This is a genomic window from Ferrimonas aestuarii, from assembly GCF_005116665.1.
Lineage (GTDB): Bacteria > Pseudomonadota > Gammaproteobacteria > Enterobacterales > Shewanellaceae > Ferrimonas > Ferrimonas aestuarii.
Window position 1 is genome coordinate 55,003 of the sequence record NZ_SWCJ01000016.1, and the last position, 26,356, is coordinate 81,358.

A 26,356-nucleotide genomic window follows, 5' to 3' on the forward strand; every position below is an offset into this window, starting at 1 on the left:
CAGTAACCAAGGGCGGCGCAATAAACCTTACAAAGTAAGTGACTGCTTACTTTTTCTTCTGTGGCCGCTGCCAACCAGTAAGATGCTTCTGCTTAGTGCGGGTGAGCACCAATTCACCCTCAGCCACATCCTTAGTAATGGTAGAGCCCGCCGCAACAGTGGCGCCTTTGCCAATGGTTACCGGCGCCACTAACTGGCTGTCGGAACCGATAAAGGCATTATCTTCAATCACGGTTTTGTGCTTATTGGCACCGTCGTAGTTGCAGGTGATGGTTCCGGCACCGATGTTTACTTTCTCACCCACATCAGCATCACCAATGTAGGCAAGGTGGTTAGCTTTCGAGCCTTTACCTAAACGGGCTTTCTTCATCTCAACGAAGTTACCAATGTGGCTGTCATGCACCAACTCTGCGCCAGGACGCAGTCGTGCAAATGGGCCGACGGTACAGATCTCACCCACAGTGGCATCTTCCACTAGGGTAAAGGGTTTAAGCACGCTGCCATCGCCAATGCGGCAATCTTTAAGAACACAGCCTGGGCCAATCACCACGTTGTTGCCGATCTCGACTTTGCCTTGGATCACCACATTGACGTCGATAAACACGTCCTGACCCACGATCAGCTCACCACGCACGTCAAAACGGGCAGGGTCGGCCAGAGTCGCCCCTTCCAACATCGCCTTCTCCGCCGCACGAGCCTGAAATGCGCGCTCCAATGCCGCCAGCTGTACCCGATTATTGGCCCCTTCCACTTCAATTGCAGTGTCAGGCTGTGCAGTGGCCACGCCACCTTCTGCTGCGGCCATGGCAATGACATCAGTGAGGTAGTACTCACCCTGAGCGTTGTCGTTAGACAGGTTGGCCAGCCAACGCTTCAACGCTTTACCCGGTGCCACCAGAATGCCGGTATTCACCTCTGCAATGGCTCGCTGCACCTCATTGGCATCTTTGTGCTCTACAATGGCGGTTACCGTACCCGTATCATCACGCACAATGCGTCCGTAACCCGTTGGGTCATCTAAGTTCACGGTCAACAAACCGATGCCATTCTCCGGTTGTACCGCCAGTAAACGTGACAGAGTCTCTGTTTGAATCAGTGGCACATCGCCATAGAGCACCAGCACTTTGCTGTCGTCTTGCCATGATGCTTGGTCGACCGCATGACCGGTACCTAGCTGCTCCGCCTGCAGTGCCCAACTAACTTTATTATGCGCCAGTGCTTGCTGCAGCTGCTCAGCGCCATGACCATATACCAAATGAGTTTGAACTGGAGACAGCGCCGCTGCCGCATCGATAACATGCTGAGCCATTGGCTTACCGGCAATACCGTGAAGCACTTTAGGCAGGTTAGAGCGCATGCGAGTGCCTTTACCCGCCGCTAGGATGACAATTTCCAAACTCATAGGGGATCCGTGAAGGTTTAACTGAAATTACAAAGGGCTGAGTATAACGTTAGCCCATAGGAAAATCAGCTTAAGGGAACGTAAGCGCCTTTACCCCGAGGATATTGAATATCAGTTCTCTGAGGATGAATCTGAAAAAATCCAAAATTCGATAACAAACTCAATTATTAAGCACCAAATAGGAGTAAACTGACCACCTGAATCTCAGAGGGAACGAGCATTCACATGTCATCACATTCGGTCATTACGGCACACCTTCAGCTTGCTCTTTATGCACTGCTTATCAGTACCGCCTTTCCCATAGCGGCAGCCCTTGGCCAAGACTACCCTCCGGTATTGACCACCTGGTTTCGCTTTCTCATTGCCGCCTTAGGCTTTGCCCTATTATTAAGGCTGCAAAATAGGCTGCACTGGCCCGGTTGGCGCTCCGTTGGCCGTTATGCTCTCATCAGTTTCCCCATTACTGGTTTTTTCCTGTTGATGTTTGTCTCCGGGGAGACCGCTTCAGCACTGCACCTAGGCGGCCTTTATACTGGCGTGCCCATTGCCAGCTTGATTCTTGGACACCTAATCTGGAAAACCCCGCTGTCAAAACAGAGGCTGCTGGCGTTATTTCTGGGAGCACTGGCCGCGTTGTGGGTAATGACCGAGGGTCATCTGAGCCGCTTAGCTGGGGATTGGCCTTTGGGCAACAGCATTTTTCTACTCGCTTGCCTGTTAATGGCGGTCTACCCAATGGTGCTCAGAAGCCTCTATCGCAGCGAGCCCATGATGGTGATTACCGGATGGTCGATGATCAGCGGTTGCTTCTGGTTGACCTTGGCAATCCTAGTCATGCAACCGCAACTGTCATTACCAACTTACTCACAGTGGCAGCTGATCATCTGGTTGGCCATCGGCACCACCATGTTTACCTTCTTCCTGTTTAAATCCGCCAGCATCGTGGTAGGCGGCGGCTCAGCCCACGCCTATGGGCTACTTACGCCAGTACTCGTGATCGGCATCAATGCCTACCTAGAGAAACCGCTACCCAGCCTTTGGGTCATCCCTGGCATTGCGATGATCTTTATCTGCCTACTGTGGATCTTGTACCTCGATAGACAACACCCTCTGTAATAGTGAACAACCATGAATATTTTTGACATCATGCGCTCCGGAGAGAGCTACAACCTATTCAATGATGAACTTGAACAAGTTCGAGAGCACAACTACCTGCTGCTACGCCAATTCAATGATGAACTGGACGCCGACAAGCGCTTTGAGCTACTCAAAGAAGTTGGGATAGATCTGCACCCAACCGCCTACATTCAGCCGCCATTTCGCACCTGCTATGGCCGCCACATCAAATTAGGGGCGCGCTGCTTTGTTAACTGGGACTGCATCATGCTGGACCACGGTGGCATCACCTTTGGTGACGACGTCGCCGTGGGTCCACGTTGCCAATTCCTTACCGTAAATCACGATATGGAGTTAGGCCGCCGCAATGAAGGTTTTGAGAGCGCCAAACCCATTGTGGTTGAGGACAGCGCGTGGATTGGTGCCGGTTGCTTAATTTTAGGCGGCGTTACCATTGGAGAAGGAGCGGTAGTGGCTGCCGGTGCGGTGGTGACCAAAGACGTGGCACCTCATACGGTTGTCGGCGGTAACCCAGCTAAGTGGATCAAAGATAACCCTCCGATTGCAGCTGGAAAGTCGTGATTTTCTATTTTTAAAGGCTCTAACGTTAAAGACGCTGGGCTCTGACGTGCGTCAGAGAGGCGGGTAAGGAGTGTATCCGTGCTGGCGGCGGGTTGTCAGCTCAAGACTCACCCTTAAACGCCATGCCGACGTACGTCGGTATCCAATAGCATTGTGCTATGAATCTTAAAGGTGCTGCCCCAACCTTCGTCAGGGTAGCTGACCAGCAGAGCTGGAAATCAAAGTCTCTAGATCCCTGCCTTCGCAGGGACGGCTTATCGACTTCGTCGAATTTTAGCCGATAAAAAAGGCGACCCTAGGGTCGCCTTTTTCGCTGCGAGCTTGGGCTTATTTGCCCAGACCTTTGCGGATGGTGTCCACAACGCGAAGTTGTGCCATCGCTTTCGCCAGTTCGATTGCGGCTGCTTCGTAGTCCATGTCTGCAGAGGCGGATGCCATCTGCTCTTCGGCTGCGCGCTTGGCTGCTTCTGCAGCCTCCACATCGATATCTTCACCACGTACGGCAACATCAGCCAGCACGGAGGCATTATCGGGTTGAACCTCGAGAATGCCACCTGACAGGTAGATTACCTCTTCACTGTCATCTTGCTTTCTGATGCGAACCATACCGGGTTTGATGGCGGTCAGCAGTGGAGTGTGGCCAGCCATGATCCCTAGCTCACCCTCGGTACCTGAAACTTGCAGGTACTGAGCGCGACCAGAAAAAATGCTGCCTTCCGCACTAACGACATCCAAATGAAGTGTCATAGCTGCCATCTCATCCTCCCGGAAGTGGTTTACAGTGACTTCGCTTTCTCGACGGCTTCGTCGATGCCACCAACCATGTAGAACGCCTGCTCAGGCAGTTCATCGTATTCGCCGGACAGAATGCCTTTGAAGCCGTGGATGGTGTCTTTCAGCGAAACGTACTTACCAGGTGCACCGGTAAATACTTCTGCCACGAAGAACGGCTGAGACAGGAATCGCTCAATCTTACGAGCACGGGCAACGGTCTGCTTATCTTCTTCAGACAGTTCGTCCATACCCAGAATCGCGATGATGTCTTTCAGCTCTTTGTAGCGCTGCAGGTTAGTCTGCACGCCACGAGCAACTTCATAGTGCTCTACGCCGATTACCAGTGGATCCAGCTGACGAGAGGTGGAATCCAGTGGGTCGATCGCAGGGTAGATACCGCGAGCAGCAATGTCACGGCTCAGTACTACGGTTGCGTCCAAGTGGGCAAAGGTGGTCGCTGGGGATGGGTCAGTCAAGTCATCCGCAGGTACGTATACCGCCTGTACCGAAGTAATGGAGCCAGTCTTAGTGGAGGTAATACGCTCCTGCAGAACACCCATCTCTTCAGCCAGAGTCGGCTGGTAACCTACCGCAGAAGGCATACGACCCAGCAGTGCTGATACTTCAGTACCTGCCAGGGTGTAACGGTAGATGTTGTCCACGAACAACAGTACGTCACGACCTTCGTCACGGAACTTCTCTGCCATGGTCAGACCGGTCAGAGCTACACGCAGGCGGTTTCCTGGTGGCTCGTTCATCTGGCCGTATACCATCGCTACTTTAGATTGTGCTTTGTCGTCTAGGTTTACAACGCCAGACTCAGCCATCTCGTAGTAGAAGTCGTTACCTTCACGAGTACGCTCACCTACACCAGCGAATACAGACAGACCGGAGTGTGCCTTCGCGATGTTGTTGATGAGCTCCATCATGTTTACGGTTTTACCTACACCCGCACCACCGAACAGACCAATTTTACCACCCTTAGCGAATGGGCAAACCAGGTCGATTACCTTGATGCCGGTTTCCAGAAGCTCATTCTCGGAAGACTGATCTTCGTAGCTAGGTGCTTCGCGGTGGATTTCCCACTGCTCATCTTCGCCAATCGCACCACACTCGTCGATTGGGTCACCCAGTACGTTCATAATACGACCCAGGGTCGCAGTACCAACTGGAACTTTAATTGCGCTACCAGTGTTGGTAGCTACCAGTCCGCGACGCAGACCTTCAGACGCACCCATTGCAATGGTACGAACAACACCGCCACCCAGCTGCTGCTGAACTTCCAGCACCAGCTTTGCGCCGTCGTTGTCGATGTGCAGGGCGTCGTATACTTGTGGTACGGCGTCTTGTGGAAACTCCACGTCAACTACCGCACCGATAACTTGAACGACAGTACCTGTGCTCATGATTAATCCTCTGATTATCTCGTTTCCGCTGCCTTAAACTGCCGCAGCACCGGCACAAATCTCAGACAGTTCCTGCGTAATCGCAGCCTGACGAGCTTTGTTGTACACCAGTTGCAGGTCTTCAATCAGGGTTCCGGCGTTATCAGTTGCGGCTTTCATCGCAACCATACGCGCGGCCTGTTCAGACGCGACATTCTCAACTACACCTTGGTAAACCTGAGATTCGACGTAACGAACCAGAAGTTTATCCAACAGCGCTTTCGGATCGGGCTCATAAATGTAGTCCCAAGCGTGAGCGCGTTTTTCGGTGTCGTCTTTCGGCAACGGCAGAAGCTGATCGATCACTGGGTCTTGCTTCATGGTGTTTACAAACTTGTTGTACACCAGATACAGACGATCCAGCTTGCCCTCGTTGTAGGCATCCAGCATCACCTTAACTGAACCAATTAGGTCAGTTAGGGAAGGGGCGTCGCCCAGACCAGTGGCCTGTGCGGTAACATCGCCACCAAAGCTTTGGAAGAAGCCTGCGCCTTTGGAACCGATAGCGGCGTATTGGACGTTAACGCCCTTTTCCGCCCACTCGGTGGCAGCCTTAGCTACCGACTTGAACATGTTGATGTTCAAGCCACCACACAAACCACGGTCAGTTGAGATGACGATATAACCGACATTCTTAACTTCACGCTCTTCCAGGTATGGATGCTTATATTCCAGAGAGCCCTGCGCTACGTGACCAATCACCTTTCGCATGTTCTCTGCGTATGGACGGCTGGCGTGCATGCGGTCCTGAGCTTTACGCATCTTGGACGCAGCTACCATCTCCATGGCAGAGGTGATCTTCTGAGTGTTTTTTACACTCGCGATCTTGGTACGGATCTCTTTAGCGCCGGCCATCTTCTATCTCCCCCTGTTACCAGGTCTGAGTTGCAATGAACTTTTCCAAAGCTGCTTGCAGCTGAGATTCGATGTCGGAGTTGTAGTCTCCAGTCTCGTCGATCAGCTTCATCAGTTCGGCATGTTCTGCATGCACATAGGAGAGCAGCGCAGCTTCGAAATCACCGATTTTTGCTACTTCGATGGTTTTCAGGAAGCCTTTTTCAGCTGCGAAGATGACAACGGCCTGCTCAGCAACACTCATAGGAGCGTATTGCTTCTGCTTCATCAGCTCGGTTACACGCTCACCTTGATCCAGCTGCGCCTTAGTGGCGTCATCCAGGTCAGAGGAGAACTGAGCAAATGCAGCAAGTTCGCGGTACTGAGACAGAGCGGTACGAATACCACCGGACAGCTTCTTGATGATCTTGGTCTGAGCCGCACCACCTACACGAGATACCGAGATACCTGGGTTAACCGCAGGACGTAGGCCAGCGTTAAACAGGTCGGTTTCCAGGAAGATCTGACCATCGGTAATGGAAATTACGTTGGTCGGTACGAATGCAGATACGTCACCCGCTTGGGTTTCAATGATTGGCAGGGCGGTCAGAGAACCGGTCTTACCTTTCACTTCACCGTTAGTGAACTTTTCTACGTAGTCAGCGTTTACACGAGCAGCACGCTCCAGCAGACGGCTGTGGAGGTAGAATACGTCACCTGGGTATGCTTCACGGCCTGGTGGGCGCTTCAGAAGCAGAGAGATCTGACGGTAAGCAACAGCCTGCTTAGACAGGTCATCGTATACGATCAGAGCATCTTCACCGCGGTCACGGAAGTATTCACCCATGGCACAACCAGAATATGGTGCCAGGTACTGCAGTGCAGCAGACTCAGATGCAGAAGCAACAACCACGATGGTGTTCTTCAGTGCATCGTGCTCTTCCAGCTTACGTACTACGTTAGCGATGGTAGAGGCCTTCTGGCCAATCGCAACGTATACAGAGAAGATGCCAGAGTCACGCTGGTTGATGATTGCATCGATGGCCAGAGCGGTTTTACCGGTCTGACGGTCACCAATGATCAGCTCACGCTGGCCACGGCCGATTGGAATCATGGAGTCAACAGACTTATAACCAGTCTGTACCGGCTGAGATACACCTTCACGCTCAATTACGCCAGGTGCAATCACTTCTACCGGTGAGAAACCGTCGTTGTCGATTGGGCCTTTGCCATCAATTGGCTCACCCAAAGTGTTAACAACACGGCCCAGCAGACCACGACCAACTGGAACTTCCAGAATACGGCCAGTGGACTTAACCTTGATGCCCTCAGCCAGATCGGCGTATGGGCCCATAACTACGGCACCAACGGAGTCACGCTCCAAGTTCAGTGCGATAGCGAAACGGTTGCCAGGAAGCTCAATCATTTCACCCTGCATCACGTCGGCCAGGCCGTGGATGCGGATAATACCGTCGCTTACAGATACGATGGTACCTTCATTGCGAGCTTCGTTGACAACATTGAACTGTTCAATACGTTGTTTGATCAGTTCACTGATTTCAGTTGAATTCAGTTGCATGCTTAAATCCCCGTTAGGATTGCAGCGTATCGGCCATGCGGTTTAATTTACCGCGGACCGAGCCATCAATGACCAAGTCACCAGCGCTGATAACAACACCGGCGATAAGCTGCGGATCAACACTGCTGTTGAGCTTTACTTTACGTGCCAGTTTCTTTTCTAGCGTTTCAGTAATGCTCTGCAGTTGCTGTTCATTTAGTTCTGTTGCTGAAACCACATCGGCTTCAACTACGCTTGCGTGCTCGTCGGCCAACTCTTTAAACAGAGCCGCCACTGCTGGCAGTGCAGTTAGACGTCCATTTTCAGCCATCACCTTAATCAGGTTTTGTCCATGGTCGTTCAGGTTTTCGCCGCAGACCTTAATAAAGATCTCGGAAACCTGCTCAACCCCAATGGCGCCAGACAACAGATCAGTAATTGCATCGTTTTTTGCTACTTCGGCAGCGAAATCCAGTTGGGATTGCCACGCCTCAACGGCTTGATGCTCTACCGCAAACTCAAATGCAGCTTTGGCATAGGGGCGTGCAACAGTAGTCAGTTCAGACATATGCCCTTTCCCCTATTAAAGCTCCGCGGCCAATTTTTCAACGATGTCGCTATGTGCGTCAGCGTCGATGGTACGCTCAATGATCTTCTCAGCACCGGCGATGGCCAGAACAGCTACCTGCTTACGCAGAGCTTCTTTGGCACGGTTACGCTCGGCTTCGATTTCTGCGTGACCCTGAGCGATGATTTTCGCACGCTCAGCTTCCGCTTCTTCCTTAGCTTCGTCGACAATTTGCGCTTTACGCTTGTTGGCTTGCTCAATGATCTCGCCAGCTTGTGCTTTAGCATCTTTCAGCTTGTCGCTGATGTCTGCTTGAGCCAGCTCAAGATCTTTTGATGCACGGTCAGCGTTTGCCAGACCATCCGCGATTGTTTTCTGTCGTGCTTCGATGGCAGCCATCAAAGGTGGCCATACATACTTCATGCAGAACCAGACAAAAACAATAAAGGCGATCATCTGACCAATAAAAGTCGCGTTGATACTCACAACGGCTCCTCCTCAAAACCCATTCAAAGTCGGTTTCGGTACTCCGAAACGCGTAGACATTGGATTAAAGGGTCGCCTTAAACACCAACAACGAACAGGATGTACAGACCAATACCAACACCGATCATTGGTACCGCATCCAACAGACCTGCCATGATGAACATTTTGGTTTGCAGTGCAGGGGTCATTTCAGGCTGACGACCTACAGACTCAAGGAACTTACCACCCAACAGACCGAAACCGATAGCAGTACCCAGGGCACCCAGGCCAATCAACAGAGCAACAGCAATAGCAGTCATCGTATTCTCCAGTTTTAAAAAAGTATTACTTATTAATTAATTAATGATCTTCATGAGCCATGCTGAGGTACACAATCGTCAGCATCATGAAGATAAACGCCTGCAGTGTAATTACCAGAATGTGGAAGATTGCCCAAGCAATCTGTGCCACGCCGCCCAAGGCGCCGATGGCCGCATTACCGGTATACATAAGAGCAATAAGAATAAAGATCAGCTCGCCCGCGTACATGTTGCCGAATAGTCGAAGGCCCAAGGACACAGGTTTGGAGAGCAGACTTACAGTCTCAAGCAGGAAGTTAAAGGGGATCATTAACTTGTTGTTAAACGGCTGGAGCGTCAGCTCCTTAGCGAACCCGGACACGCCCTTCACTTTGATGCTGTAGAACACCATCAGAAGGAAGACGCTGAAGCTCATGGCCAACGTGATGTTCAGATCCGTTGAAGGTACAACCTTCAGGTAGTCTGCGCCCGCAGCGGAAGCCGCCAGAGGTAACAGGTCAACCGGGATCAGATCCATCAAGTTCATCAGGAAAACCCAGACGAAAATGGTCAGAGCCAAAGGTGCGATTAGCTTATTCTTGCCGTGGAATGATTCTTTAACGCTAGTGTCAACAAACTCAACAATCATCTCGATAAAGCATTGCAGCTTACCAGGGACGCCTGTTGTGGCTTTAACACCGACGCGACGGAACAACCAAAGGAAGAAAATGCCGAGCCCAACCGAAAACAGCAACGAATCAATGTTCCAAGTCCAGAAACCAGCTTCGTGACACGCATGGTTAAAGGCGACGTTGCCGTCGACCATACACATTTGCGCGTTTTGAAGGTGGTGGACGATATACTCCTGCGGATTAGCAGCCATGATTCATCCCAAATGTTTTCGTTGAAACAACAAAGGTGCCATCCATAACACCAAAAGTGCCGAAATGTAGCTGCCAAATAGGGCCCGTGGGTCCGATTTGACCACTGCAAATGCCAGCACGAACAGAGTTACGGTTAGCATCAGTTTAATCGCTTCTCCCCGGTAAAAGGCGTTGACCACATTACCGGTTACCTTTTCCCAACGAGGAGAGAAGGTGAGGATTGCGAATACGAAGTGGGGCACAACAGCCACACAGCCACCCATTAAGGCTGACAGTGCCATCTGTTCTCCCCACAGTACGAAACAAAGCGTACTAATCAGAGCTACCACCGCTGCTTGGCAGGCAACCAACCGATATGCGGTCAGTCTCCCTTTGCGTCTGGGATCTCGTCTCAACGCTTTGACTCCGTAATCTTTAATAAGAAGGTGGTTTTTACTTACCACGATCTGCCTAAAAGCAAGCGAAAGTATACCTACTTACCTTGACGATGCAACCAAACCCACCCGCGAAAACTGTGACCTAGATCCTTAGCAGCAGTGGACCCATACGGAGTTAATTCACACCATGACAGTCATATTAGTTATTGATCAACAAACAGCAGTTATAACGATTCGGATTCGAACCAAATACTGTGCATTTACTCCGCAAATTTTTTATTTATGCGATTTATTCTGATGTTTATAAACGTATTTATAATTTAAATTACGCTCAATTGGACATTTTGACCGTAATGGTGTTTAGGGCACTACCAAGGAAGAAAAATCGAGTTTGTGGTTAGGATCACAACCACAAAAAAACCTCCCGAAGGAGGTTTTTTCTTAATTGGCCATAACGCGACTTAGAATACCATCGAGCTGTTCGAGGTCATCGTAGCTGATCACCAGCTTACCTTTGCCCTTAGTCCCTTGCTGAATATCAACCTTAGCACCTAGGTGCTCGGTCAACTGATTCAGCAATCGGCTTACATCCGGGTCTACAGTCTTAGCCGGCTTTTCCGCTTTAGGTTGCTGCTGTTTTGACACCAGTTTTTCAGTATCACGAACCGTTAGTCCCTTCGCCACAACCGTACGGGCAGCCATAGTCTGCTCATCGCCTTCCAAAGCCAAGAGCGCTCGGGCATGCCCCATCTCGATATCGCCATGCTCCAGCAGAGTTTTCACCTCATCGTTGAGGTTATTCAATCGAAGCAGGTTAGAGATGGTGGCTCGAGACTTACCAACGGCCTGAGCGACTTCGGCATGAGTCATCTCAAACTCATCCGCCAACCGCTGCAGCGCAATGGCTTCCTCCATGGCATTGAGGTTTTCGCGCTGAATGTTTTCAATCAGGGCGATGGCCACGGCGGCTTCGTCTTCCACCTCTTTGATAATGCAAGGCACCAGATCCAGCCCAGCTATCTGAGCCGCTCGCCAGCGGCGTTCCCCAGCCAGAATCTCATAACGCTCATCACCAATAGGGCGGATGACAATCGGCTGCAATATGCCTTGATTACGAATGGACTCGGCCAACTCATCAAGGGCTTCCGGTGACATGTCGCGACGAGGCTGGTAAACGCCACGCTGCAAACGCTCCAATCGGATCTTTACCAAGGCACCGTCCGACGGCGCCTCAACCGGTACAGAGATCTCAGGAGTAGGCTGGGGCTCAGCGGGTTTCTGCTTTTCCACCACCGACTTGCTGCTGCCCAATAGGGCATCCAAGCCTTTCCCCAAACCTCGTTTCTTTGCTGCAGACATGGTGTTCCTTTAGACCTCTTCGGCTTGTGGTTCAGTGCGTTCGGCTCGGCGTAACATCTCGCCAGCTAAGGCCAAGTACGCCTTAGCGCCAGCACTGCTTTTGTCATAATAGATCGCTGGTGCGCCGAAGCTTGGCGCTTCAGCCAGTCGAACGTTCCGAGGGATAACGGTGCGATACACCTTATCGCCAAAATGCTGTTTTAGCTGATCGGAAACGTCATTGGCCAAGCGATTACGTGGGTCGTACATGGTACGCAAGATACCCTCAATGGCCAAATCTGGGTTCACCACCGCCGCAAGCTTACTGATGGTGTCAATCAATGCGGTTAATCCCTCAAGGGCATAATACTCGCACTGCATCGGCACCAGCACCGAATCGGCGGCGCCCATGGCATTCACGGTCAGCATATTCAGCGATGGCGGACAGTCGATAAAGATAAAGTCGTAATCGTCCTGAACTTCCGCTAGGGCATTTCTTAAACGCACTTCGCGCGCAAAAAACTCCATAAGCTTAATTTCGGCAGCGGTCACGTCGGCGTTGGCAGCGATCAGATCGTATTTACCGTTGGTATCTTTAACGATGACCTCTTTGGCTGGGGTTTCCTCAACCAGCAGATCGTAAGCGGAATACTCCACTTCGTATTTGTCGACACCGCTCCCCATGGTGGCGTTGCCCTGTGGATCCAAATCGACCAGCAACACCCGGCGACGGGTGGCGGCCAAAGAGGCGGCTAAGTTCACACAGGTAGTGGTTTTACCTACGCCCCCTTTCTGGTTTGCAACAGCAATCACTCTAGCCATGAATGGATCCCCAATTTAATTACTCTGTTTCTTGACCATCACCAGGTGACGCTGAGCGTCCAACTCTGGCACCAGCAGCTCCTGCTGTTGAAGAATCTCAAATCCTGCAGGAATGGCCTGCATCTCTTCCGGATCAAGTTGCCCCTTTAGGGCATAGAAGTGGCCGTTATCATCCGGTAAGTGATGACACCAGCTCAACATATCGTTCAGTGAGGCAAAAGCTCGGCTCAACACGCCATCGAACTTCTGCTCAGGTTGATACTCCTCCACCCGGCTCTGTACAGGGGTGACATTTTTCAACCCTAAACTGTGTACCACGGTGGTGATGAATCGAATACGTTTTCCAAGGCTATCTAACAATACAAACTCTTTATCTGGATTGCAGATTGCCAGTGGCAATCCTGGAAGACCTGGGCCGGTGCCCACATCGATAAAGCGTTTTCCTTGCAGGTGTGGGCCGACCACAATGCTGTCCATGATGTGACTCACCAACATCTGCTTGGGATCACGGATGGAGGTCAGGTTATAGGCCTTATTCCATTTGTTGAGCAGTTCAACCAACTTCACCAGTTGTTGCTGCTGTTCGGAGGACAAAGGCAGATCGGTTTGCGCAACCAACTCTGCAAGCCTAGTGGCTAACACGTGTTGATACCCTTTGGATTGAAACAATGATAAACGGTTTATTATGCGGTGCGAAGCGGGGCTTGGAAAGCCCCGCGTGGGGATGGTTACGCGGTTTTTCGTAGTAAACCGTGTTTTTTGAGGTAAACCAGCAGCAGAGAGATGGCCGCAGGGGTAATTCCAGAGATACGAGAAGCCGCTCCCAGAGTTTCTGGTTTGTGAGATTTGAGCTTGGCAACCACCTCATTGGAGAGGCCAGATACCTGACTGTAATCCATATCTTCAGGCAATTTGGTTTGCTCATTGCGCTGAGTTTTGGCGATCTCATCTTTCTGGCGCTCAATGTAGCCGGCGTATTTGATCTGAATCTCTACCTGCTCAGCGGCCTTTGGATCGCTCAGACCCGGGCCAACATCGGAAACCTGCATCAACTGAGCGTAGGTCAATTCAGGTCGACGAATCAGCTCCTCAAGGTTCGCTTCTCGAGACAGTGGCGTCTTCAGTTGTGGGTTGAGCTCATCCGCTTGAACACCGGTTTTCTGAACGTAGGTGCTACGCAGACGTTGTTTCTCCTGCTCAATGGCTTCCACTTTCTCGTTAAATGCCGCCCAGCGATGATCGTCCACCAGACCCAGCTCACGACCCTCAGGGGTTAAGCGTAGATCGGCGTTATCTTCACGAAGCAGCAAGCGATATTCGGCACGAGAGGTAAACATCCGGTACGGTTCTTTGGTGCCCAAGGTGGACAGATCGTCAACCAATACACCTAGATAAGCTTGATCCCGCTTCGGCGCCCACGCTTCCAGCTCTTTCACTTTGCGAGCGGCATTAAGGCCAGCCAGCAACCCTTGAGCGCCCGCTTCTTCGTAGCCGGTGGTGCCGTTGATCTGTCCAGCGAAGAACAGGCCATCAATGAAACGGGTTTCCAAGCTGGATTTTAGGTCGCGAGGATCGAAGAAATCGTACTCGATGGCGTAACCTGGACGCAGAATCTGTGCCTGTTCAAAACCGGTAATTGAGCGGATCAGCTTCAGCTGTACATCAAACGGTAGCGAGGTTGAGATGCCGTTTGGATAGATCTCGATGCTGTTTAGCCCTTCTGGCTCCACAAAAATTTGGTGGCTGTTTTTGTCGGCAAAGCGCATCACCTTGTCTTCAATTGACGGGCAATAACGAGGACCAACCCCTTCAATGACGCCAGCGTACATTGGGCTACGATCCAAATTGGATCGAATGATCTCGTGAGTACGCTCATTGGTGTGAGTGATGTAACACGGGATCTGCTGTGGGTGATCCGATGCTTTGCCAATGAAAGACACGGTTGGAATCGGGGTATCACCCGGCTGAGCTTGCATTACCGAGTAGTCCAATGTGCGAGTATCCAAACGAGCTGGCGTGCCGGTTTTCAGTCGATCAACACGGAACGGCAGTTCTCGAAGACGACGAGCCAATGCATTAGAAGGTGGATCTCCGGCACGACCGCCTTGGTAGTTGTCTAAGCCAATGTGGATCTGACCCCCTAGGAAGGTACCAACCGTTAATACGACGGTAGTCGCATCAAAACGCACTCCAGCCTGGGTTACTACACCAACAACGCGATCCTGTTCAACCACAAGATCATCAACCGCTTGCTGGAAGATCGTTAAATTATCTTGAGCAAATAAGATCTGTTGGATCGCTTGGCGATACAGAGCACGGTCGGTTTGGGCGCGAGTTGCCCGTACTGCAGGGCCTTTAGAGGCATTTAGAGTACGAAACTGAATACCAGCGCGATCCGTTGCCAATGCCATGGCCCCGCCTAACGCATCGATCTCTTTAACTAGATGACCTTTTCCGATCCCACCGATCGCAGGGTTGCAGGACATCTGACCCAGCGTATCAAGGTTGTGTGTGAGTAGTAGGGTTTTTACGCCCATGCGAGCACTGGCTAATGCGGCTTCGGTACCTGCATGGCCTCCGCCTACCACAATGACGTCATAACGCTCTTGAGCCTGCATCTATATTTACCCTCTGGATCGGATTGGTCTAAAAAAAGCGGTGCATTCTAGCACCGCTTCTAGTGGAGAGAAAAGTGCAATTTTTAGTCTGAGAGATCTTGGTGAAAAGCTAATAGATCATAAAGATCTATATATAAGATCTTTATTATTTTTACTCTTATAGAGGCCGTTTTCTGTGGTTAAGTCAGTATTTATCATAACGATCAGGATCTTAAGTGCGATCGATCCCTGTGAGTAGATCCGGATCAAAGGCCGTATAAGGTGGGGTTAGATCGCTGTTTTATACACAGGCTAGATCGCTTTAGATCGAGGGTGTGAATTAATCCCCGATAAGATCGCAGTTTGATCCAAGGTTATGCACAAACACCTGTTAATTAGTGTTGTTTCTGTGAGTAACCTTGGATCTATTGTGTATAACGATCAAGACTTCAACAGGGAGATCAGAGGTTGGATCCACTCTAATGCCTGATCTTCTGGGAGATCCACCGCTTGTACATCGATCTCGATCTTATTCACAAGCGCAGTGGCACCTTGCTGGGTTAGCCTGTGATCAAGTAAAGAAGCCGCTTGGCAAAAGGTATCGTAGCTGGAGTCACCAATGCCGCAAATGGCGAATCGAATGCTGGAAAGATCGGCAGTTTCCAGCTCAGAAAACAGCTTATGTAGGTTATCTGGCAGTTCTCCTGCCCCGTGAGTTGAGGTCACAACGAGCCAGTTTTGGTGTTCGATCACCTGATTCAACTCAGGCTCTAGGTACTGTTCTGTGTCGATGCCGTTGTCATTTAACAGCTCAATCAGTTCATCGGAAACAGCTTCTGCGTTACCTAATGTGGTTCCGACGATGACGGCAGTTGTGGTCATAGTGGTGTTCCTACTGGTGAATGTCACTCCATTATAGAGCTGGGATTTCGGTGAGAATAGAGGCATAAAAAAGCCCGCATAAAGCGGGCTTAACTGTGATTATGTAGACTGCCTCAGTCTATTTACCAATGCAGAAGGATGAGAAGATTCTGCCCAGCAGATCGTCGGAGCTGAACTCTCCGGTGATCTCCGTAAGCGCTTGCTGCGCCATTCGAAGTTCCTCCGCCAGCAATTCTCCCGCTTGGAAGACCTCAAGCTGTTCGCGTCCCATCACGAGGTGGGCATCGGCAGCGGCTAAGGCTTCTAGGTGACGACCTCTAGCCATAAAGCCGCCTTCTCCTGACCCCTGGTAGCCCATACAGGCTTTCAGGTGATGTCGAAGCGCTTCCATACCGTCACCGGTTTTGGCGGATAGTTTAAACAGCGGGAACTGGTGGTCATCTTCTGTCAGTTGATCTTCGCCGGTGAGATCGACCTTATTACGGATGATGGTTAGTCCCATCTCTTTTGGTAGACGCGCCATGAATTCGGGCCAGATCTGCATCGGGTCGATCTCATTGGTTTCAGTGGAATCGATCATCAACAGAACGCGATCGGCCTGCTCAATCTCCTCCCAAGCTCGCTCGATACCGATGCGTTCAACTTCGTCACTGGCTTCCCGAAGACCGGCAGTATCGATGATGTGCAGTGGCATGCCATCAATGTGGATATGCTCTCTAAGCACATCACGAGTGGTACCAGCGATGTCAGTAACAATGGCTGACTCACGACCGGCGAGGGCATTAAGCAAGCTGGATTTACCGGCATTAGGTCGACCCGCAATCACCACTTTCATCCCTTCACGCATCAGCGCGCCTTGACGGGCACTGGCACGCACTGTGGCCAGTTGATCTTGCACTTGTCGCAAATCCGCATCAATTTTGCCGTCAGAAAGGAAATCGACCTCTTCATCGGGGAAGTCGATGGCCGCTTCGACATAGATGCGCAATACGGTGAGTTTCTCGACCAGATCCATCACCTCTTTGGAGAACTCGCCCTGCATCGACTTTAGGGCACTGCGTGCGGCTTGTTCTGAGGAGGCCTCGATCAAGTCTGCGATGGCTTCCGCTTGAGCCAGATCCATCTTGTCGTTCAAAAATGCGCGCTCAGAGAACTCCCCTGGCTTGGCTGTGCGGGCCAAGCCGGTATTGATGATGGCCCGTTGTAGCATGTCCAGCACCACGGGACCGCCGTGGCCTTGAAGCTCCAAAACGTCCTCGCCAGTGAAGGAGTTTGGAGCCTTGAAGAGCAGGGCAATGCCCTGATCCAGTTGTTGGCCATCGCTGTCCATGAACGGCAGGTAGTCAGCGTAGCGAACTTTAGGCACGCGAGGCAGTAACTGTTTGGCAATGGCTTCGACGTTGGGACCGGAAATCCGTACGATGCCAACGCCACCACGGCCGGTAGCGGTGGCTTGAGCCACAATGGTGTCTGTGGGAGTCATAGGCTTTTGCATTAAAAAGGTTTTCAATAGTGTACAAAAAAAGGCGGCATCAATGCCGCCTTTTCACCAATCTTTGCTAGGGGTTATTTAATGCCCTGTTTCGCAAGAGAGGCGTAGATAAACTTCTGCTGGGTGATGGCAACCAGGTTACCTACCAACCAGTACAGTACTAGGCCGGATGGGAACCACAGGAAGAACACAGTGAAGATAACTGGCATGTATTGCATCATCTTCTGCTGCATTGGATCCATGCCTGGAGACATCGGCTGCATCTTCTGCATGATGAACATGGAGATACCCATCAGAATCGGCAGGATGTAGTACGGATCTTTAACGGAAAGATCGGTGATCCACAGCATAAATGGAGCCTGACGCAGTTCAACACTTTCCAGCAGTACCCAGTAGAAGGCGATGAAGATAGGGAACTGCAGCAACATTGGCAGACAGCCACCCATTGGGTTCACTTTCTCTTTCTGGTACAGCTCCATCATGCCTTGGCTTAGGCGCTGACGGTCGTCGCCGAACTTCTTCTTAAGCTCTTCCATCTTAGGCTGCAGATTACGCATCTTCGCCATGGAGGTGTATTGAGCTTTGGTAAGTGGGTACAGTGCGCCACGAACCAGCAGGGTAATACCGATAATGGCCACACCCCAGTTCACAACCACAGATTGCAGAGCCATCAGCAGCCAGTGCAGAGGCTGAGCGATGAACCACAACCAACCGTAATCAACCACCAGGTTCAGAGTTTCTGAAAGTTGAGACAGGGCATCCTGATTCTTAGGACCTACGTACATTTCGCTACCAATGGTCATGGTGGCGCCTGCAGGAATGACGGTCAGTGGCTGTTTAACGCCAATGGCACCTTCATTGCCGTAGATCTTGGAGTACAGAGTGTTTTGCTGATCGGCCACCGGAATCCAAGCGGACACGAAGTAGTGCTGCAGCATGGCTACCCAACCACCGGCAGTTGCTTCTACTAGAGCGCGATCCTGCATGTCTTCAAAGTCATACTTTGAGTAGCGAGTATCCGCGGTGCTGTAGGCCGCACCACGATAGGTCGGCATCATCATGCTGCCTTCCTCTGCGGTGATGCTCTGGCGAAGTTCACCGAAGAACTGCATGGAGGCGTTGGTTGTTGACTGGTTATTCACCACATATTCAACCCGGACATCATATTTGCCTTGGGTGAAGATGAAGCGTTTTTCGAATTGGATGCCGTTGGCGTCAACGAAGGTCATCGGAACGACCAGTTGCTCGGCACCATTTAGCTTGTACTCATCGCTTTCGGTGGCGAACACCGGGCGAGTGCCAGAGGAATCTGGGCCTTGAGCACCGATCAAGCCGCTACGAGCTACGTAGTTGTAGCCGTTGTGGCGTTGGAACAGTTTCAGAGGTTCTTCGCTACCTTGCTCCAGAGGGAACTTCAACAGCTGAGCCTCTACAATATCACCACCTTGAGTATCGATGGTCAGTTGTAAAGTGTCAGTGGTGACGGTAACAAGCTTACCTTCGCTGGTGCTCACTTGAGGTAAAGTGTCGCCGCCGGTGCTAGAAGGCACACTGTGGTTTGATGCCTGCTCAGCGGTTTGCTGAGGGGCTGGTTGTGGGTTCTGGTCTAAGTGCCATTGTTGCCACAGCAAGAAGCTGACAAACAACAGACCTACCAAAAGTAGATTACGTTGAGATTCCATGACCGGTTAAGCTCTACCTTATTTAGATGGAGGTACGGGATCGCGTCCACCCGGGTGCAAAGGGTGACACTTTACTATGCGTCTTAATGCTAACCAACTTCCTTTGAAACAGCCATGTACTTTGATGGCCTCAATCGCATAATGCGAACAAGTTGGTTGAAAGCGGCAATTTGGTCCTAGCAGAGGACTAATCCACTTTTGATAAAGTCGGATTAACCCTATGAGGAGCTGTTGCATCTCTTTGTCAGCTTTTTAAAAAGCTTCTCAGTCAACTTGTGGATAGCAGCTTTGTCGAGATCATCCACACCTTTCTTAGCAATGGCAACTATGTCGACATTGGGCAAACGGTGTTGATGAAGACGGAATTCATCGCGAACGATGCGCTTGATGCGATTTCGTTGACAGGCTTTTTTGACGTGCTTTTTAGCCACAGTAAGGCCTAGCCGCGGATGGGCTAATTCATTAGGAATGGCGAGAAGAGTCAAATGAGGGTGTGCTGCCCGGACGGGATTAGCAAAGACAGATTTAAATTGAGCGGGAGTTAACAAACGTAACTCCCGCTCAAAGGTATAACGCACCACTGATGCGCCTTGCATAATCAAAAAAGATTAAGCAGACAGACGTGCACGGCCTTTGGCGCGGCGACGTGCCAAGATTTGACGACCAGCTTTAGTGGCCATACGAGCACGGAAGCCGTGGTTACGCTTACGCTTTAGTACGCTCGGTTGAAAAGTACGTTTCATAGCTTCATTACCGTTAAGTTAAGCTTCGACTCCCGCTAATGCGGTGGAATCGGTTCAAAAAAGAGGCCGAATTTTACTAAAACTCGACCTCATTAGTCAAACTGAAGGTGAGATTTTTTCGTCACCCCCAGTTCTTGTGGATAACACTGTGTGTTCACCCCAAGATATAGACAACCCGATCGCGATCGGATCGAATGGCAACGGAGTATACGGATTTTTGCGATCCCTTTCCAGTGCTTGATAAATGTGGGTTTTGATCAGGATCTTTTTGATCTTTTGTGATTGATTTTAGGGATCAAGATCTAGGATCGGAATTGGGGATAACTTAGGTAAATCACTAGCTATCACCGGTCGGGAGCGGTAGAATTGATCCTTTGGTAAAGATTGATTTCGGAGTATTTACGGTGACTTTGTCTGTTTGGCAGCAATGTGTAGCGTCCCTGCAAGAGGAGCTACCCGCGCAGCAGTTTAGTATGTGGATTCGACCCCTGCAGGCAGAGTTCGACGATCAAACATTAACCTTATATGCACCTAACCGCTTTGTATTGGATTGGGTACGCGATAAGTATTTGGATCAGATAAACCGTTTCTTCCAAGCCACTTTGGGCGATCAAGCGCCAATATTGAAATTTGATATTGGCAGTCGAGCTCCAGCGGTTCCTAGCCAGCCGCAACAACCTCGTGCAGCCAGTCAACCCGCTCCGATTCCTGCTTCTGCTCCCGCACCGATGCCAAGCAGTGAGCCTGCCCCGGTCAATCCTAATGCCGCCGGCCGCAGTAATATGAATCGAACCTACCAGTTTGATAACTTCGTTGAAGGTAAGTCTAACCAATTGGCCCGTGCGGCAGCGACTCAGGTTGCCGATAACCCTGGTGGCGCTTACAACCCATTGTTCCTTTATGGGGGCACCGGTTTAGGTAAGACTCACTTGCTGCATGCGGTGGGTAACGGCATCCTCAAAAACAATCCCAATGCCAAGATCGTTTACATGCATTCTGAGCGTTTCGTTCAGGATATGGTGCGAGCGCTGCAAAATAACGCCATTGCCGAATTTAAGCGTTACTACCGCAGCGTTGACGCTTTGCTGATCGATGACATTCAGTTCTTTGCGAATAAAGATCGCTCCCAAGAGGAGTTCTTCCACACCTTTAACGCGTTGCTGGAAGGCAATCATCAGATCATTTTGACCTCCGACCGTTATCCGAAAGAGATCGACGGGGTAGAGGATCGCCTCAAGTCTCGCTTTGGCTGGGGGCTGACGGTGGCCATCGAACCACCAGAGTTGGAAACTCGAGTGGCGATCTTGATGCGCAAAGCGGAAGAGAGCAGCATTCATCTTCCTGATGAGGTGGCCTTCTTTATTGCTAAGCGACTGCGTTCCAACGTTCGTGAGTTGGAAGGGGCGTTGAACCGCGTCATCGCCAACGCCAACTTTACTGGTCGTCCTATTACCATCGATTTTGTTCGTGAAGCGCTGCGGGACCTGCTGGCGCTGCAAGAGAAGTTGGTGACCATAGACAATATTCAGAAAACGGTAGCGGAGTACTACAAGATTAAGGTGGCCGACATCTTGTCGAAGCGCCGTTCTCGTTCCGTTGCCCGTCCGCGTCAGGTGGCGATGGCGTTAGCTAAAGAGCTAACCAACCACAGCCTGCCTGAAATTGGCGATGCCTTCGGCGGCCGCGACCACACCACGGTGTTGCACGCTTGCCGAAAAATTGAGCAGCTTCGTGAAGAGAGTCACGATATAAAAGAAGATTACGCCAATTTGATTCGGACCCTGTCCTCTTAAGAGATAGCTAACAATGAAATTTTCCATTAACCGTGAGTCTTTACTTAAGCCTTTACAGTTAGTTTCAGGCGCGGTGGAGAGACGACATAACCTGCCGATCCTATCCAACGTGCTTTTGGAGGTTAGCGATAACTTACTTAAGTTGACTGGAACCGATCTGGAAGTGGAACTAATCGGTCAGACAACGCTGGAAGGCGAAATCATTGCTGGCCGCACCACGGTGCCTGCGCGTAAGTTCTTGGACATCTGTCGTAGCCTACCGGATCTGGTGGACATTCAGATTGAACAGCAGGAAAACCGACTGATGATCCGCAGTGGTCGCAGTCGCTTTAACCTAACCACGTTACCTGCTGACGATTACCCAAACATGGGGGATTGGCAGCATGAGATGGAGTTCACCCTAAAACAGGGTCAGTTGAAACAGCTGATTGAAGCGACTCAGTTCTCCATGGCCAACCAAGACGTTCGTTATTACCTGAACGGCATGTTGTTCGAGACTGACAATAAATTGTTGCGTACGGTGGCCACCGATGGTCACCGTTTGGCAGTGGCTTATCGTAATATCGATGCCGAGTTGCCTCAAAAGCAGGTGATCGTGCCTCGCAAAGGGGTTGTGGAGTTGGTGCGCTTATTCGATGAAGAGGACAGCGACATCACCCTGAGCATTGGTAACGGTAATATTCGCGCCATTGCCGATGACGCCATTTTGACCTCGAAGCTGGTGGATGGTCGCTTCCCAGACTATCGCCGAGTACTGCCTCAAGGTGGCGACAAAGTTCTGATTGCCGATCGGGCGGTGTTGAAGCAAGCCTTCGTGCGCGCAGCCATTTTGTCTAATGAGAAGTTCCGAGGTGTCCGCCTTAACCTGGACAACAATGAGCTGAAGATCACTGCCAATAACCCAGAGCAGGAGGAGGCAGTTGAGATGGTGGATGTGGAGTTCCCCCATAGCGACCTCGAGATCGGCTTTAACGTTTCCTACGTGCTGGACGTACTCAACGCCCTTAAGCGTGATCAAGTGAAATTGGTAATGAGCGACGCCAACAGCAGTGCCTTATTTGAAAACGTCGAAGACGATGAGGCGCTGTACGTCGTGATGCCGATGCGACTCTGATGTCGATATCGCAGTTAACCATAAATCAATTTCGAAACATTGAGGCCGCCGCACTAACCCCAGCCGGGGGCCTTAATCTTATTTATGGTGCCAACGGCTCCGGTAAAACCAGTGTGCTGGAAGCCATTTGGTTTCTTGGGTTAGGGCGCTCGTTTCGCAGTAATCAAGCGCAGCGTGTTATCCAATACGAGCAGGAGCAGCTAACCCTGTTTTGCCGTATTGGTGAACAAGATAAAGTAGGCTTACGGCGAACTCGGCAAGGCGACGTCACCATTAAGGTAAATGGTGATAAGCCTGAAAAGGTGGCTGAGCTGGCAAAGTTACTGCCACTGCAGTTGATCACGCCAGAGAGCTTTGCGTTGTTATTGGATGGGCCTAAGGCGCGTCGTGAATATATCGATTGGGGGGCGTTTCACAGCGACCCCCATTTTCACCTTATCTGGGCTCGCAGTCGTCGATTACTGAAGCAACGTAATCAGCTTTTGCGAGCACAAGCGGACGACCGTCAGATTGCGATTTGGGACCAGCAGTTTGCCCATTACAGCAATGAGTTGACCGAACGCCGTCGTGCATGGGTAAACTCGTTAAATGGCGTGTTGGAGGGTATAATAGGGAAGTTTTTACCCAACGCACAGGTCAGGGTATCCTTTAGTCAGGGGTGGGACTCTAAAACACCTATAGAACAAATACTTAAACAACAGCTACAGCGAGATAAGCAACTGGGTTACACCGTGTCGGGTCCCCATAAGGCAGACCTTAGACTTCGAGTGAACAATATCCCGGTTCAGGATGTACTTTCTCGCGGCCAGCTTAAGTTGTTGGTTTGCGCACTCAAGATTGCTCAAGGGGTTCTCTTGAGTCAGCAGCATCGTAAGCAATGTATTTATTTAGTTGATGATTTGGCTTCAGAATTGGATTCAGAAAAACGAACCTTGCTACTGCAGCAACTGGAGCAAACGGGCAGTCAGGTATTTGTGACAGCCATCGACCCCGAACAGTTAGCCATGATTTCGTGGCAGCGGATGTTCCACGTGGAACAGGGTCGAATCAACACCACGGATAGTTAACCAGAGACAAGCGTATGTCAGAACAAAATTACGGTTCCTCAAGTATTAAGGTCCTAAAAGGTCTGGACGCCGTGCGTAAGCGTCCAGGGATGTATATTGGTGATACCGATGATGGCACCGGCCTTCACCACATGGTGTTTGAGGTGGTGGATAACTCCATCGATGAGGCGTTGGCAGGTCACTGTAACGACATCATCGTTACCATTCACCTAGATGGCTCTGTGTCCGTACAGGATGATGGTCGCGGTATTCCGGTAGACATTCACCCAGAAGAGGGTGTGTCTGCAGCGGAAGTGATCATGACCGTACTGCACGCCGGTGGTAAATTTGATGATAACTCCTATAAAGTATCCGGCGGTCTGCACGGTGTAGGTGTTTCCGTAGTTAACGCTCTGTCCGACAAGCTTGAACTGACCATTCGTCGTCAAGGTAAGGTACACCATCAGGAATATCACCTAGGTGAGCCAAAGGCACCGGTTGCGGCGATTGGCGATACCGACAAGACCGGTACCTCTATCCGTTTCTGGCCAAGCCCAGGTACCTTTACCAACATTGAATTCCATTACGAGATCTTGGCTAAACGTCTGCGTGAGCTGTCGTTCCTGAACTCAGGTGTTTCCATCAAGTTGGTTGACGAGCGTGATGGCAAGAATGATCACTTCTGCTATGAAGGTGGTATTCAAGCGTTCGTAGAGTTTCTAAACCAGAACAAGACCCCAATCCACCCAACGGCTTTTAGCTTTGATCTAGAGCGTGAAGATGGCATTGCAGTAGAAGTGTCCATGCAGTGGAACGATGGTTTCCAAGAGAACATCTACTGCTTTACCAACAACATTCCTCAGCGTGATGGTGGTACTCACCTGGCTGGTTTCCGTTCTGCTTTGACCCGTACTCTGAACACCTACATGGAGAAAGAGGGGTTCAATAAGAAGAGCAAGACCAACGCCACCGGTGATGATGCCCGTGAAGGTTTGACGGCGGTTATTTCGGTTAAAGTACCGGATCCTAAGTTCTCGTCTCAGACTAAAGATAAGTTGGTTTCCTCCGAAGTGAAGTCTGCAGTGGAGCAGGCCATGGGTGAGAAACTTACCGATTATCTGATGGAGAACCCAAACGACGCCAAGCAAGTCGTTAACAAGATTGTTGATGCCGCTCGTGCTCGTGAAGCGGCCCGTAAAGCCCGTGAGATGACTCGCCGTAAAGGTGCGATGGATCTTGCTGGTCTGCCGGGTAAGTTGGCAGATTGCCAAGAGAAAGACCCAGCGCTTTCTGAAATTTACATTGTGGAGGGTGACTCAGCGGGCGGTAGTGCCAAGCAGGGTCGTAACCGTAAGACACAAGCCATCCTGCCGTTGAAAGGTAAGATTCTAAACGTAGAGAAGGCACGCTTCGATAAGATGTTGTCGTCTCAGGAAGTGGCTACGCTGATTACCGCATTAGGTTGTGGTATCGGCCGTGATGATTACGATCCAGAGAAGACCCGTTACCACAACATCATCATCATGACCGATGCGGACGTCGACGGCTCCCACATTCGTACCTTGCTGTTGACCTTCTTCTATCGTCAGATGCCTGAACTGATTGAGCGCGGATACATCTACATTGCTCAGCCACCACTGTACAAAGTGAAGAAGGGTAAGCAAGAGCGCTACATCAAAGACGATGAAGCGCTGACTGAATACCTGACTACACTGGCACTGGAGAAGTCCTCTCTGCACGTGAATGCCGACGCCCCAGGGATCAGCGACACCGTGTTGGAAGGTCTGGTAAACCAGTTCCGCAGTGTTGAAACGGTGATTGAGCGTCAAAGCCGCCGTTTCCCTGTAGACCTGTTAAAAGCGCTTATCTACGTAGAAGGCCTGACCGAAGAGTCGATCAAATCTGAGTCTAGCATTCAGGCTTGGGGTGATGCCTTAGTTGCCGCCATCAATGATGGTGAGTCTGATGGCTCTTACTATCGCTGCGAAGTGAGCTTTGATTCTGAGCGTAACGCTCATCTGCCTAAGTTGGTGCTGCGTCAACACGGTATCGATCATGAGTATCTGCTGACTTACGACTTCCTGCAGTCTCCTGATTACCAGTCCATTGTGGCACTGGGTAAGGCTGTTGGTGACTTGATTGAAGAGGGCGGTTACGTTCGTCGTGGTGAGCGTAAGCTGGCTATCGATACCTTTGAGCAAGGCCTGAATTGGCTGATGAATGAGTCCAAGCGTGGCTTGTACATTCAGCGCTATAAAGGTCTGGGTGAGATGAACCCTGAGCAGCTGTGGGAAACCACCATGGATCCAGAAGCTCGACGCATGCTTCGAGTGACCATTGAAGATGCCATCGCCTGTGACCAGTTGTTCACTACCTTGATGGGCGACCAGGTAGAACCTCGTCGTGACTTCATTGAGCAGAACGCACTGCTGGCCAACCTAGACGTTTAATCTGCACTGTCGTTAGTGCACGAAAAAGGGCTTCCTAATGGAAGCCCTTTTTTATTGGTTCGATGTTTTAATTAGTGTTCCACGTGGAACACT

26 protein-coding genes are annotated in these 26,356 nt (G+C 50.8%); 6 read left to right on the top strand and 20 right to left on the bottom strand.

The window, feature by feature from the left end:
- Nucleotides 1–46 precede the first annotated feature (46 nt).
- The gene (glmU, locus tag FCL42_RS16785; protein ID WP_136864584.1) at nt 47–1,402 is read right to left on the bottom strand and encodes a bifunctional UDP-N-acetylglucosamine diphosphorylase/glucosamine-1-phosphate N-acetyltransferase GlmU; all 1,356 of its coding nucleotides are present in this window, start codon (nt 1,400–1,402) and stop codon (nt 47–49) included.
- A 225-nt stretch (nt 1,403–1,627) separates the two neighbouring features.
- Here glmU and FCL42_RS16790 point away from each other — a divergent pair, with 225 nt between their 5' ends.
- Together FCL42_RS16790 and FCL42_RS16795 are read left to right on the top strand one after the other, a co-directional pair.
- Nucleotides 1,628–2,518 (top strand): DMT family transporter, encoded by an 891-nt coding sequence (locus FCL42_RS16790; protein WP_136864585.1) that lies wholly within the window; start codon nt 1,628–1,630, stop codon nt 2,516–2,518.
- A gap of 12 nt (nt 2,519–2,530) precedes the next feature.
- A complete protein-coding gene (locus FCL42_RS16795; RefSeq protein ID WP_136864586.1) occupies nt 2,531–3,100 on the top strand; it encodes a sugar O-acetyltransferase in 570 nt (189 codons plus the stop codon).
- A gap of 327 nt (nt 3,101–3,427) precedes the next feature.
- On the opposite strand, the gene FCL42_RS16800 is transcribed toward FCL42_RS16795, so the two are convergent.
- From FCL42_RS16800 to rpmH, 19 genes are all read right to left on the bottom strand, one after another.
- Nucleotides 3,428–3,856 (bottom strand): F0F1 ATP synthase subunit epsilon, encoded by a 429-nt coding sequence (locus FCL42_RS16800; RefSeq protein ID WP_136864587.1) that lies wholly within the window; start codon nt 3,854–3,856, stop codon nt 3,428–3,430.
- Nucleotides 3,857–3,876: 20 nt separating this feature from the next.
- Nucleotides 3,877–5,280, bottom strand: a complete 1,404-nt coding sequence (atpD, locus tag FCL42_RS16805) for a F0F1 ATP synthase subunit beta (protein ID WP_136864588.1) — start codon at nt 5,278–5,280, stop codon at nt 3,877–3,879.
- 33 nt (nt 5,281–5,313) lie between these two features.
- Complete coding sequence (atpG, locus tag FCL42_RS16810) at nt 5,314–6,174, bottom strand: F0F1 ATP synthase subunit gamma (RefSeq protein ID WP_136864589.1); 861 nt, start codon at nt 6,172–6,174, stop codon at nt 5,314–5,316.
- Between the two features lie 16 nt (nt 6,175–6,190).
- On the bottom strand, nt 6,191–7,732 hold the full coding sequence (gene atpA, locus FCL42_RS16815) for a F0F1 ATP synthase subunit alpha (RefSeq protein ID WP_136864590.1): 1,542 nt from the start codon (nt 7,730–7,732) through the stop codon (nt 6,191–6,193).
- Between the two features lie 13 nt (nt 7,733–7,745).
- Nucleotides 7,746–8,279: a F0F1 ATP synthase subunit delta gene (gene atpH / locus FCL42_RS16820; RefSeq protein WP_136864591.1), complete on the bottom strand. Its 534-nt coding sequence runs from the start codon at nt 8,277–8,279 to the stop codon at nt 7,746–7,748.
- Between the two features lie 15 nt (nt 8,280–8,294).
- The gene (gene atpF / locus FCL42_RS16825) at nt 8,295–8,765 is read right to left on the bottom strand and encodes a F0F1 ATP synthase subunit B (RefSeq protein WP_136864592.1); all 471 of its coding nucleotides are present in this window, start codon (nt 8,763–8,765) and stop codon (nt 8,295–8,297) included.
- A gap of 77 nt (nt 8,766–8,842) precedes the next feature.
- Nucleotides 8,843–9,064, bottom strand: coding sequence for a F0F1 ATP synthase subunit C (atpE, locus tag FCL42_RS16830; protein WP_028110369.1), 222 nt, complete (start codon nt 9,062–9,064; stop codon nt 8,843–8,845).
- A 40-nt stretch (nt 9,065–9,104) separates the two neighbouring features.
- Entirely contained in the window at nt 9,105–9,926 is an 822-nt protein-coding gene (atpB, locus tag FCL42_RS16835; protein WP_136864593.1) for a F0F1 ATP synthase subunit A, read from the bottom strand.
- 3 nt (nt 9,927–9,929) lie between these two features.
- Nucleotides 9,930–10,322 carry an ATP synthase subunit I gene (locus FCL42_RS16840; protein WP_136864594.1) on the bottom strand — a complete coding sequence of 131 codons (393 nt, stop codon included), beginning with the start codon at nt 10,320–10,322 and terminating at the stop codon, nt 9,930–9,932.
- A gap of 423 nt (nt 10,323–10,745) precedes the next feature.
- Entirely contained in the window at nt 10,746–11,663 is a 918-nt protein-coding gene (locus tag FCL42_RS16845; RefSeq protein ID WP_136864595.1) for a ParB/RepB/Spo0J family partition protein, read from the bottom strand.
- A gap of 9 nt (nt 11,664–11,672) precedes the next feature.
- The gene (locus FCL42_RS16850; RefSeq protein WP_136864596.1) at nt 11,673–12,464 is read right to left on the bottom strand and encodes a ParA family protein; all 792 of its coding nucleotides are present in this window, start codon (nt 12,462–12,464) and stop codon (nt 11,673–11,675) included.
- Nucleotides 12,465–12,479: 15 nt separating this feature from the next.
- Nucleotides 12,480–13,106 carry a 16S rRNA (guanine(527)-N(7))-methyltransferase RsmG gene (gene rsmG / locus FCL42_RS16855; RefSeq protein ID WP_136864597.1) on the bottom strand — a complete coding sequence of 209 codons (627 nt, stop codon included), beginning with the start codon at nt 13,104–13,106 and terminating at the stop codon, nt 12,480–12,482.
- Between the two features lie 86 nt (nt 13,107–13,192).
- Nucleotides 13,193–15,082, bottom strand: a complete 1,890-nt coding sequence (gene mnmG / locus FCL42_RS16860) for a tRNA uridine-5-carboxymethylaminomethyl(34) synthesis enzyme MnmG (protein ID WP_136864598.1) — start codon at nt 15,080–15,082, stop codon at nt 13,193–13,195.
- Between the two features lie 420 nt (nt 15,083–15,502).
- Nucleotides 15,503–15,943 (bottom strand): FMN-binding protein MioC, encoded by a 441-nt coding sequence (gene mioC / locus FCL42_RS16865; protein WP_136864599.1) that lies wholly within the window; start codon nt 15,941–15,943, stop codon nt 15,503–15,505.
- A gap of 118 nt (nt 15,944–16,061) precedes the next feature.
- Entirely contained in the window at nt 16,062–17,426 is a 1,365-nt protein-coding gene (gene mnmE / locus FCL42_RS16870; RefSeq protein ID WP_136864600.1) for a tRNA uridine-5-carboxymethylaminomethyl(34) synthesis GTPase MnmE, read from the bottom strand.
- A gap of 83 nt (nt 17,427–17,509) precedes the next feature.
- A complete protein-coding gene (gene yidC / locus FCL42_RS16875) occupies nt 17,510–19,117 on the bottom strand; it encodes a membrane protein insertase YidC (protein ID WP_136864601.1) in 1,608 nt (535 codons plus the stop codon).
- A gap of 18 nt (nt 19,118–19,135) precedes the next feature.
- Entirely contained in the window at nt 19,136–19,354 is a 219-nt protein-coding gene (yidD, locus tag FCL42_RS16880; protein ID WP_136864602.1) for a membrane protein insertion efficiency factor YidD, read from the bottom strand.
- On the bottom strand, nt 19,336–19,698 hold the full coding sequence (gene rnpA, locus FCL42_RS16885; protein WP_136864603.1) for a ribonuclease P protein component: 363 nt from the start codon (nt 19,696–19,698) through the stop codon (nt 19,336–19,338). The genes yidD and rnpA overlap by 19 nt, the downstream gene beginning before the upstream one ends.
- A gap of 27 nt (nt 19,699–19,725) precedes the next feature.
- Nucleotides 19,726–19,860 (bottom strand): 50S ribosomal protein L34, encoded by a 135-nt coding sequence (gene rpmH / locus FCL42_RS16890; RefSeq protein ID WP_136864604.1) that lies wholly within the window; start codon nt 19,858–19,860, stop codon nt 19,726–19,728.
- 404 nt (nt 19,861–20,264) lie between these two features.
- Between rpmH and dnaA the strand changes: the two genes are divergently transcribed.
- Genes dnaA through gyrB form a run of 4 tightly spaced genes read left to right on the top strand, consistent with a single transcriptional unit; the run spans nt 20,265 to nt 26,263 of the window.
- Entirely contained in the window at nt 20,265–21,653 is a 1,389-nt protein-coding gene (gene dnaA, locus FCL42_RS16895; protein WP_136864605.1) for a chromosomal replication initiator protein DnaA, read from the top strand.
- Nucleotides 21,654–21,666: 13 nt separating this feature from the next.
- Complete coding sequence (gene dnaN, locus FCL42_RS16900; protein ID WP_136864606.1) at nt 21,667–22,767, top strand: DNA polymerase III subunit beta; 1,101 nt, start codon at nt 21,667–21,669, stop codon at nt 22,765–22,767.
- Entirely contained in the window at nt 22,767–23,834 is a 1,068-nt protein-coding gene (gene recF, locus FCL42_RS16905; protein ID WP_136864607.1) for a DNA replication/repair protein RecF, read from the top strand. The genes dnaN and recF overlap by 1 nt, the downstream gene beginning before the upstream one ends.
- 14 nt (nt 23,835–23,848) lie before the next feature.
- The gene (gyrB, locus tag FCL42_RS16910; protein ID WP_136864608.1) at nt 23,849–26,263 is read left to right on the top strand and encodes a DNA topoisomerase (ATP-hydrolyzing) subunit B; all 2,415 of its coding nucleotides are present in this window, start codon (nt 23,849–23,851) and stop codon (nt 26,261–26,263) included.
- Nucleotides 26,264–26,356 lie beyond the last annotated feature (93 nt).

Coding starts and splice junctions, on each gene's coding strand:
- glmU (WP_136864584.1), bottom strand. CDS start 1,402: ATGAGTTTGGAAATTGTCATCCTAGCGGCGGGTAAAGGCACTCGCATG.
- FCL42_RS16790 (WP_136864585.1), top strand. CDS start 1,628: ATGTCATCACATTCGGTCATTACGGCACACCTTCAGCTTGCTCTTTAT.
- FCL42_RS16795 (WP_136864586.1), top strand. CDS start 2,531: ATGAATATTTTTGACATCATGCGCTCCGGAGAGAGCTACAACCTATTC.
- FCL42_RS16800 (WP_136864587.1), bottom strand. CDS start 3,856: ATGGCAGCTATGACACTTCATTTGGATGTCGTTAGTGCGGAAGGCAGC.
- atpD (WP_136864588.1), bottom strand. CDS start 5,280: ATGAGCACAGGTACTGTCGTTCAAGTTATCGGTGCGGTAGTTGACGTG.
- atpG (WP_136864589.1), bottom strand. CDS start 6,174: ATGGCCGGCGCTAAAGAGATCCGTACCAAGATCGCGAGTGTAAAAAAC.
- atpA (WP_136864590.1), bottom strand. CDS start 7,732: ATGCAACTGAATTCAACTGAAATCAGTGAACTGATCAAACAACGTATT.
- atpH (WP_136864591.1), bottom strand. CDS start 8,279: ATGTCTGAACTGACTACTGTTGCACGCCCCTATGCCAAAGCTGCATTT.
- atpE (WP_028110369.1), bottom strand. CDS start 9,064: ATGACTGCTATTGCTGTTGCTCTGTTGATTGGCCTGGGTGCCCTGGGT.
- atpB (WP_136864593.1), bottom strand. CDS start 9,926: ATGGCTGCTAATCCGCAGGAGTATATCGTCCACCACCTTCAAAACGCG.
- FCL42_RS16845 (WP_136864595.1), bottom strand. CDS start 11,663: ATGTCTGCAGCAAAGAAACGAGGTTTGGGGAAAGGCTTGGATGCCCTA.
- FCL42_RS16850 (WP_136864596.1), bottom strand. CDS start 12,464: ATGGCTAGAGTGATTGCTGTTGCAAACCAGAAAGGGGGCGTAGGTAAA.
- mnmG (WP_136864598.1), bottom strand. CDS start 15,082: ATGCAGGCTCAAGAGCGTTATGACGTCATTGTGGTAGGCGGAGGCCAT.
- mioC (WP_136864599.1), bottom strand. CDS start 15,943: ATGACCACAACTGCCGTCATCGTCGGAACCACATTAGGTAACGCAGAA.
- mnmE (WP_136864600.1), bottom strand. CDS start 17,426: ATGACTCCCACAGACACCATTGTGGCTCAAGCCACCGCTACCGGCCGT.
- yidC (WP_136864601.1), bottom strand. CDS start 19,117: ATGGAATCTCAACGTAATCTACTTTTGGTAGGTCTGTTGTTTGTCAGC.
- yidD (WP_136864602.1), bottom strand. CDS start 19,354: ATGCAACAGCTCCTCATAGGGTTAATCCGACTTTATCAAAAGTGGATT.
- rpmH (WP_136864604.1), bottom strand. CDS start 19,860: ATGAAACGTACTTTTCAACCGAGCGTACTAAAGCGTAAGCGTAACCAC.
- dnaN (WP_136864606.1), top strand. CDS start 21,667: ATGAAATTTTCCATTAACCGTGAGTCTTTACTTAAGCCTTTACAGTTA.
- recF (WP_136864607.1), top strand. CDS start 22,767: ATGTCGATATCGCAGTTAACCATAAATCAATTTCGAAACATTGAGGCC.
- gyrB (WP_136864608.1), top strand. CDS start 23,849: ATGTCAGAACAAAATTACGGTTCCTCAAGTATTAAGGTCCTAAAAGGT.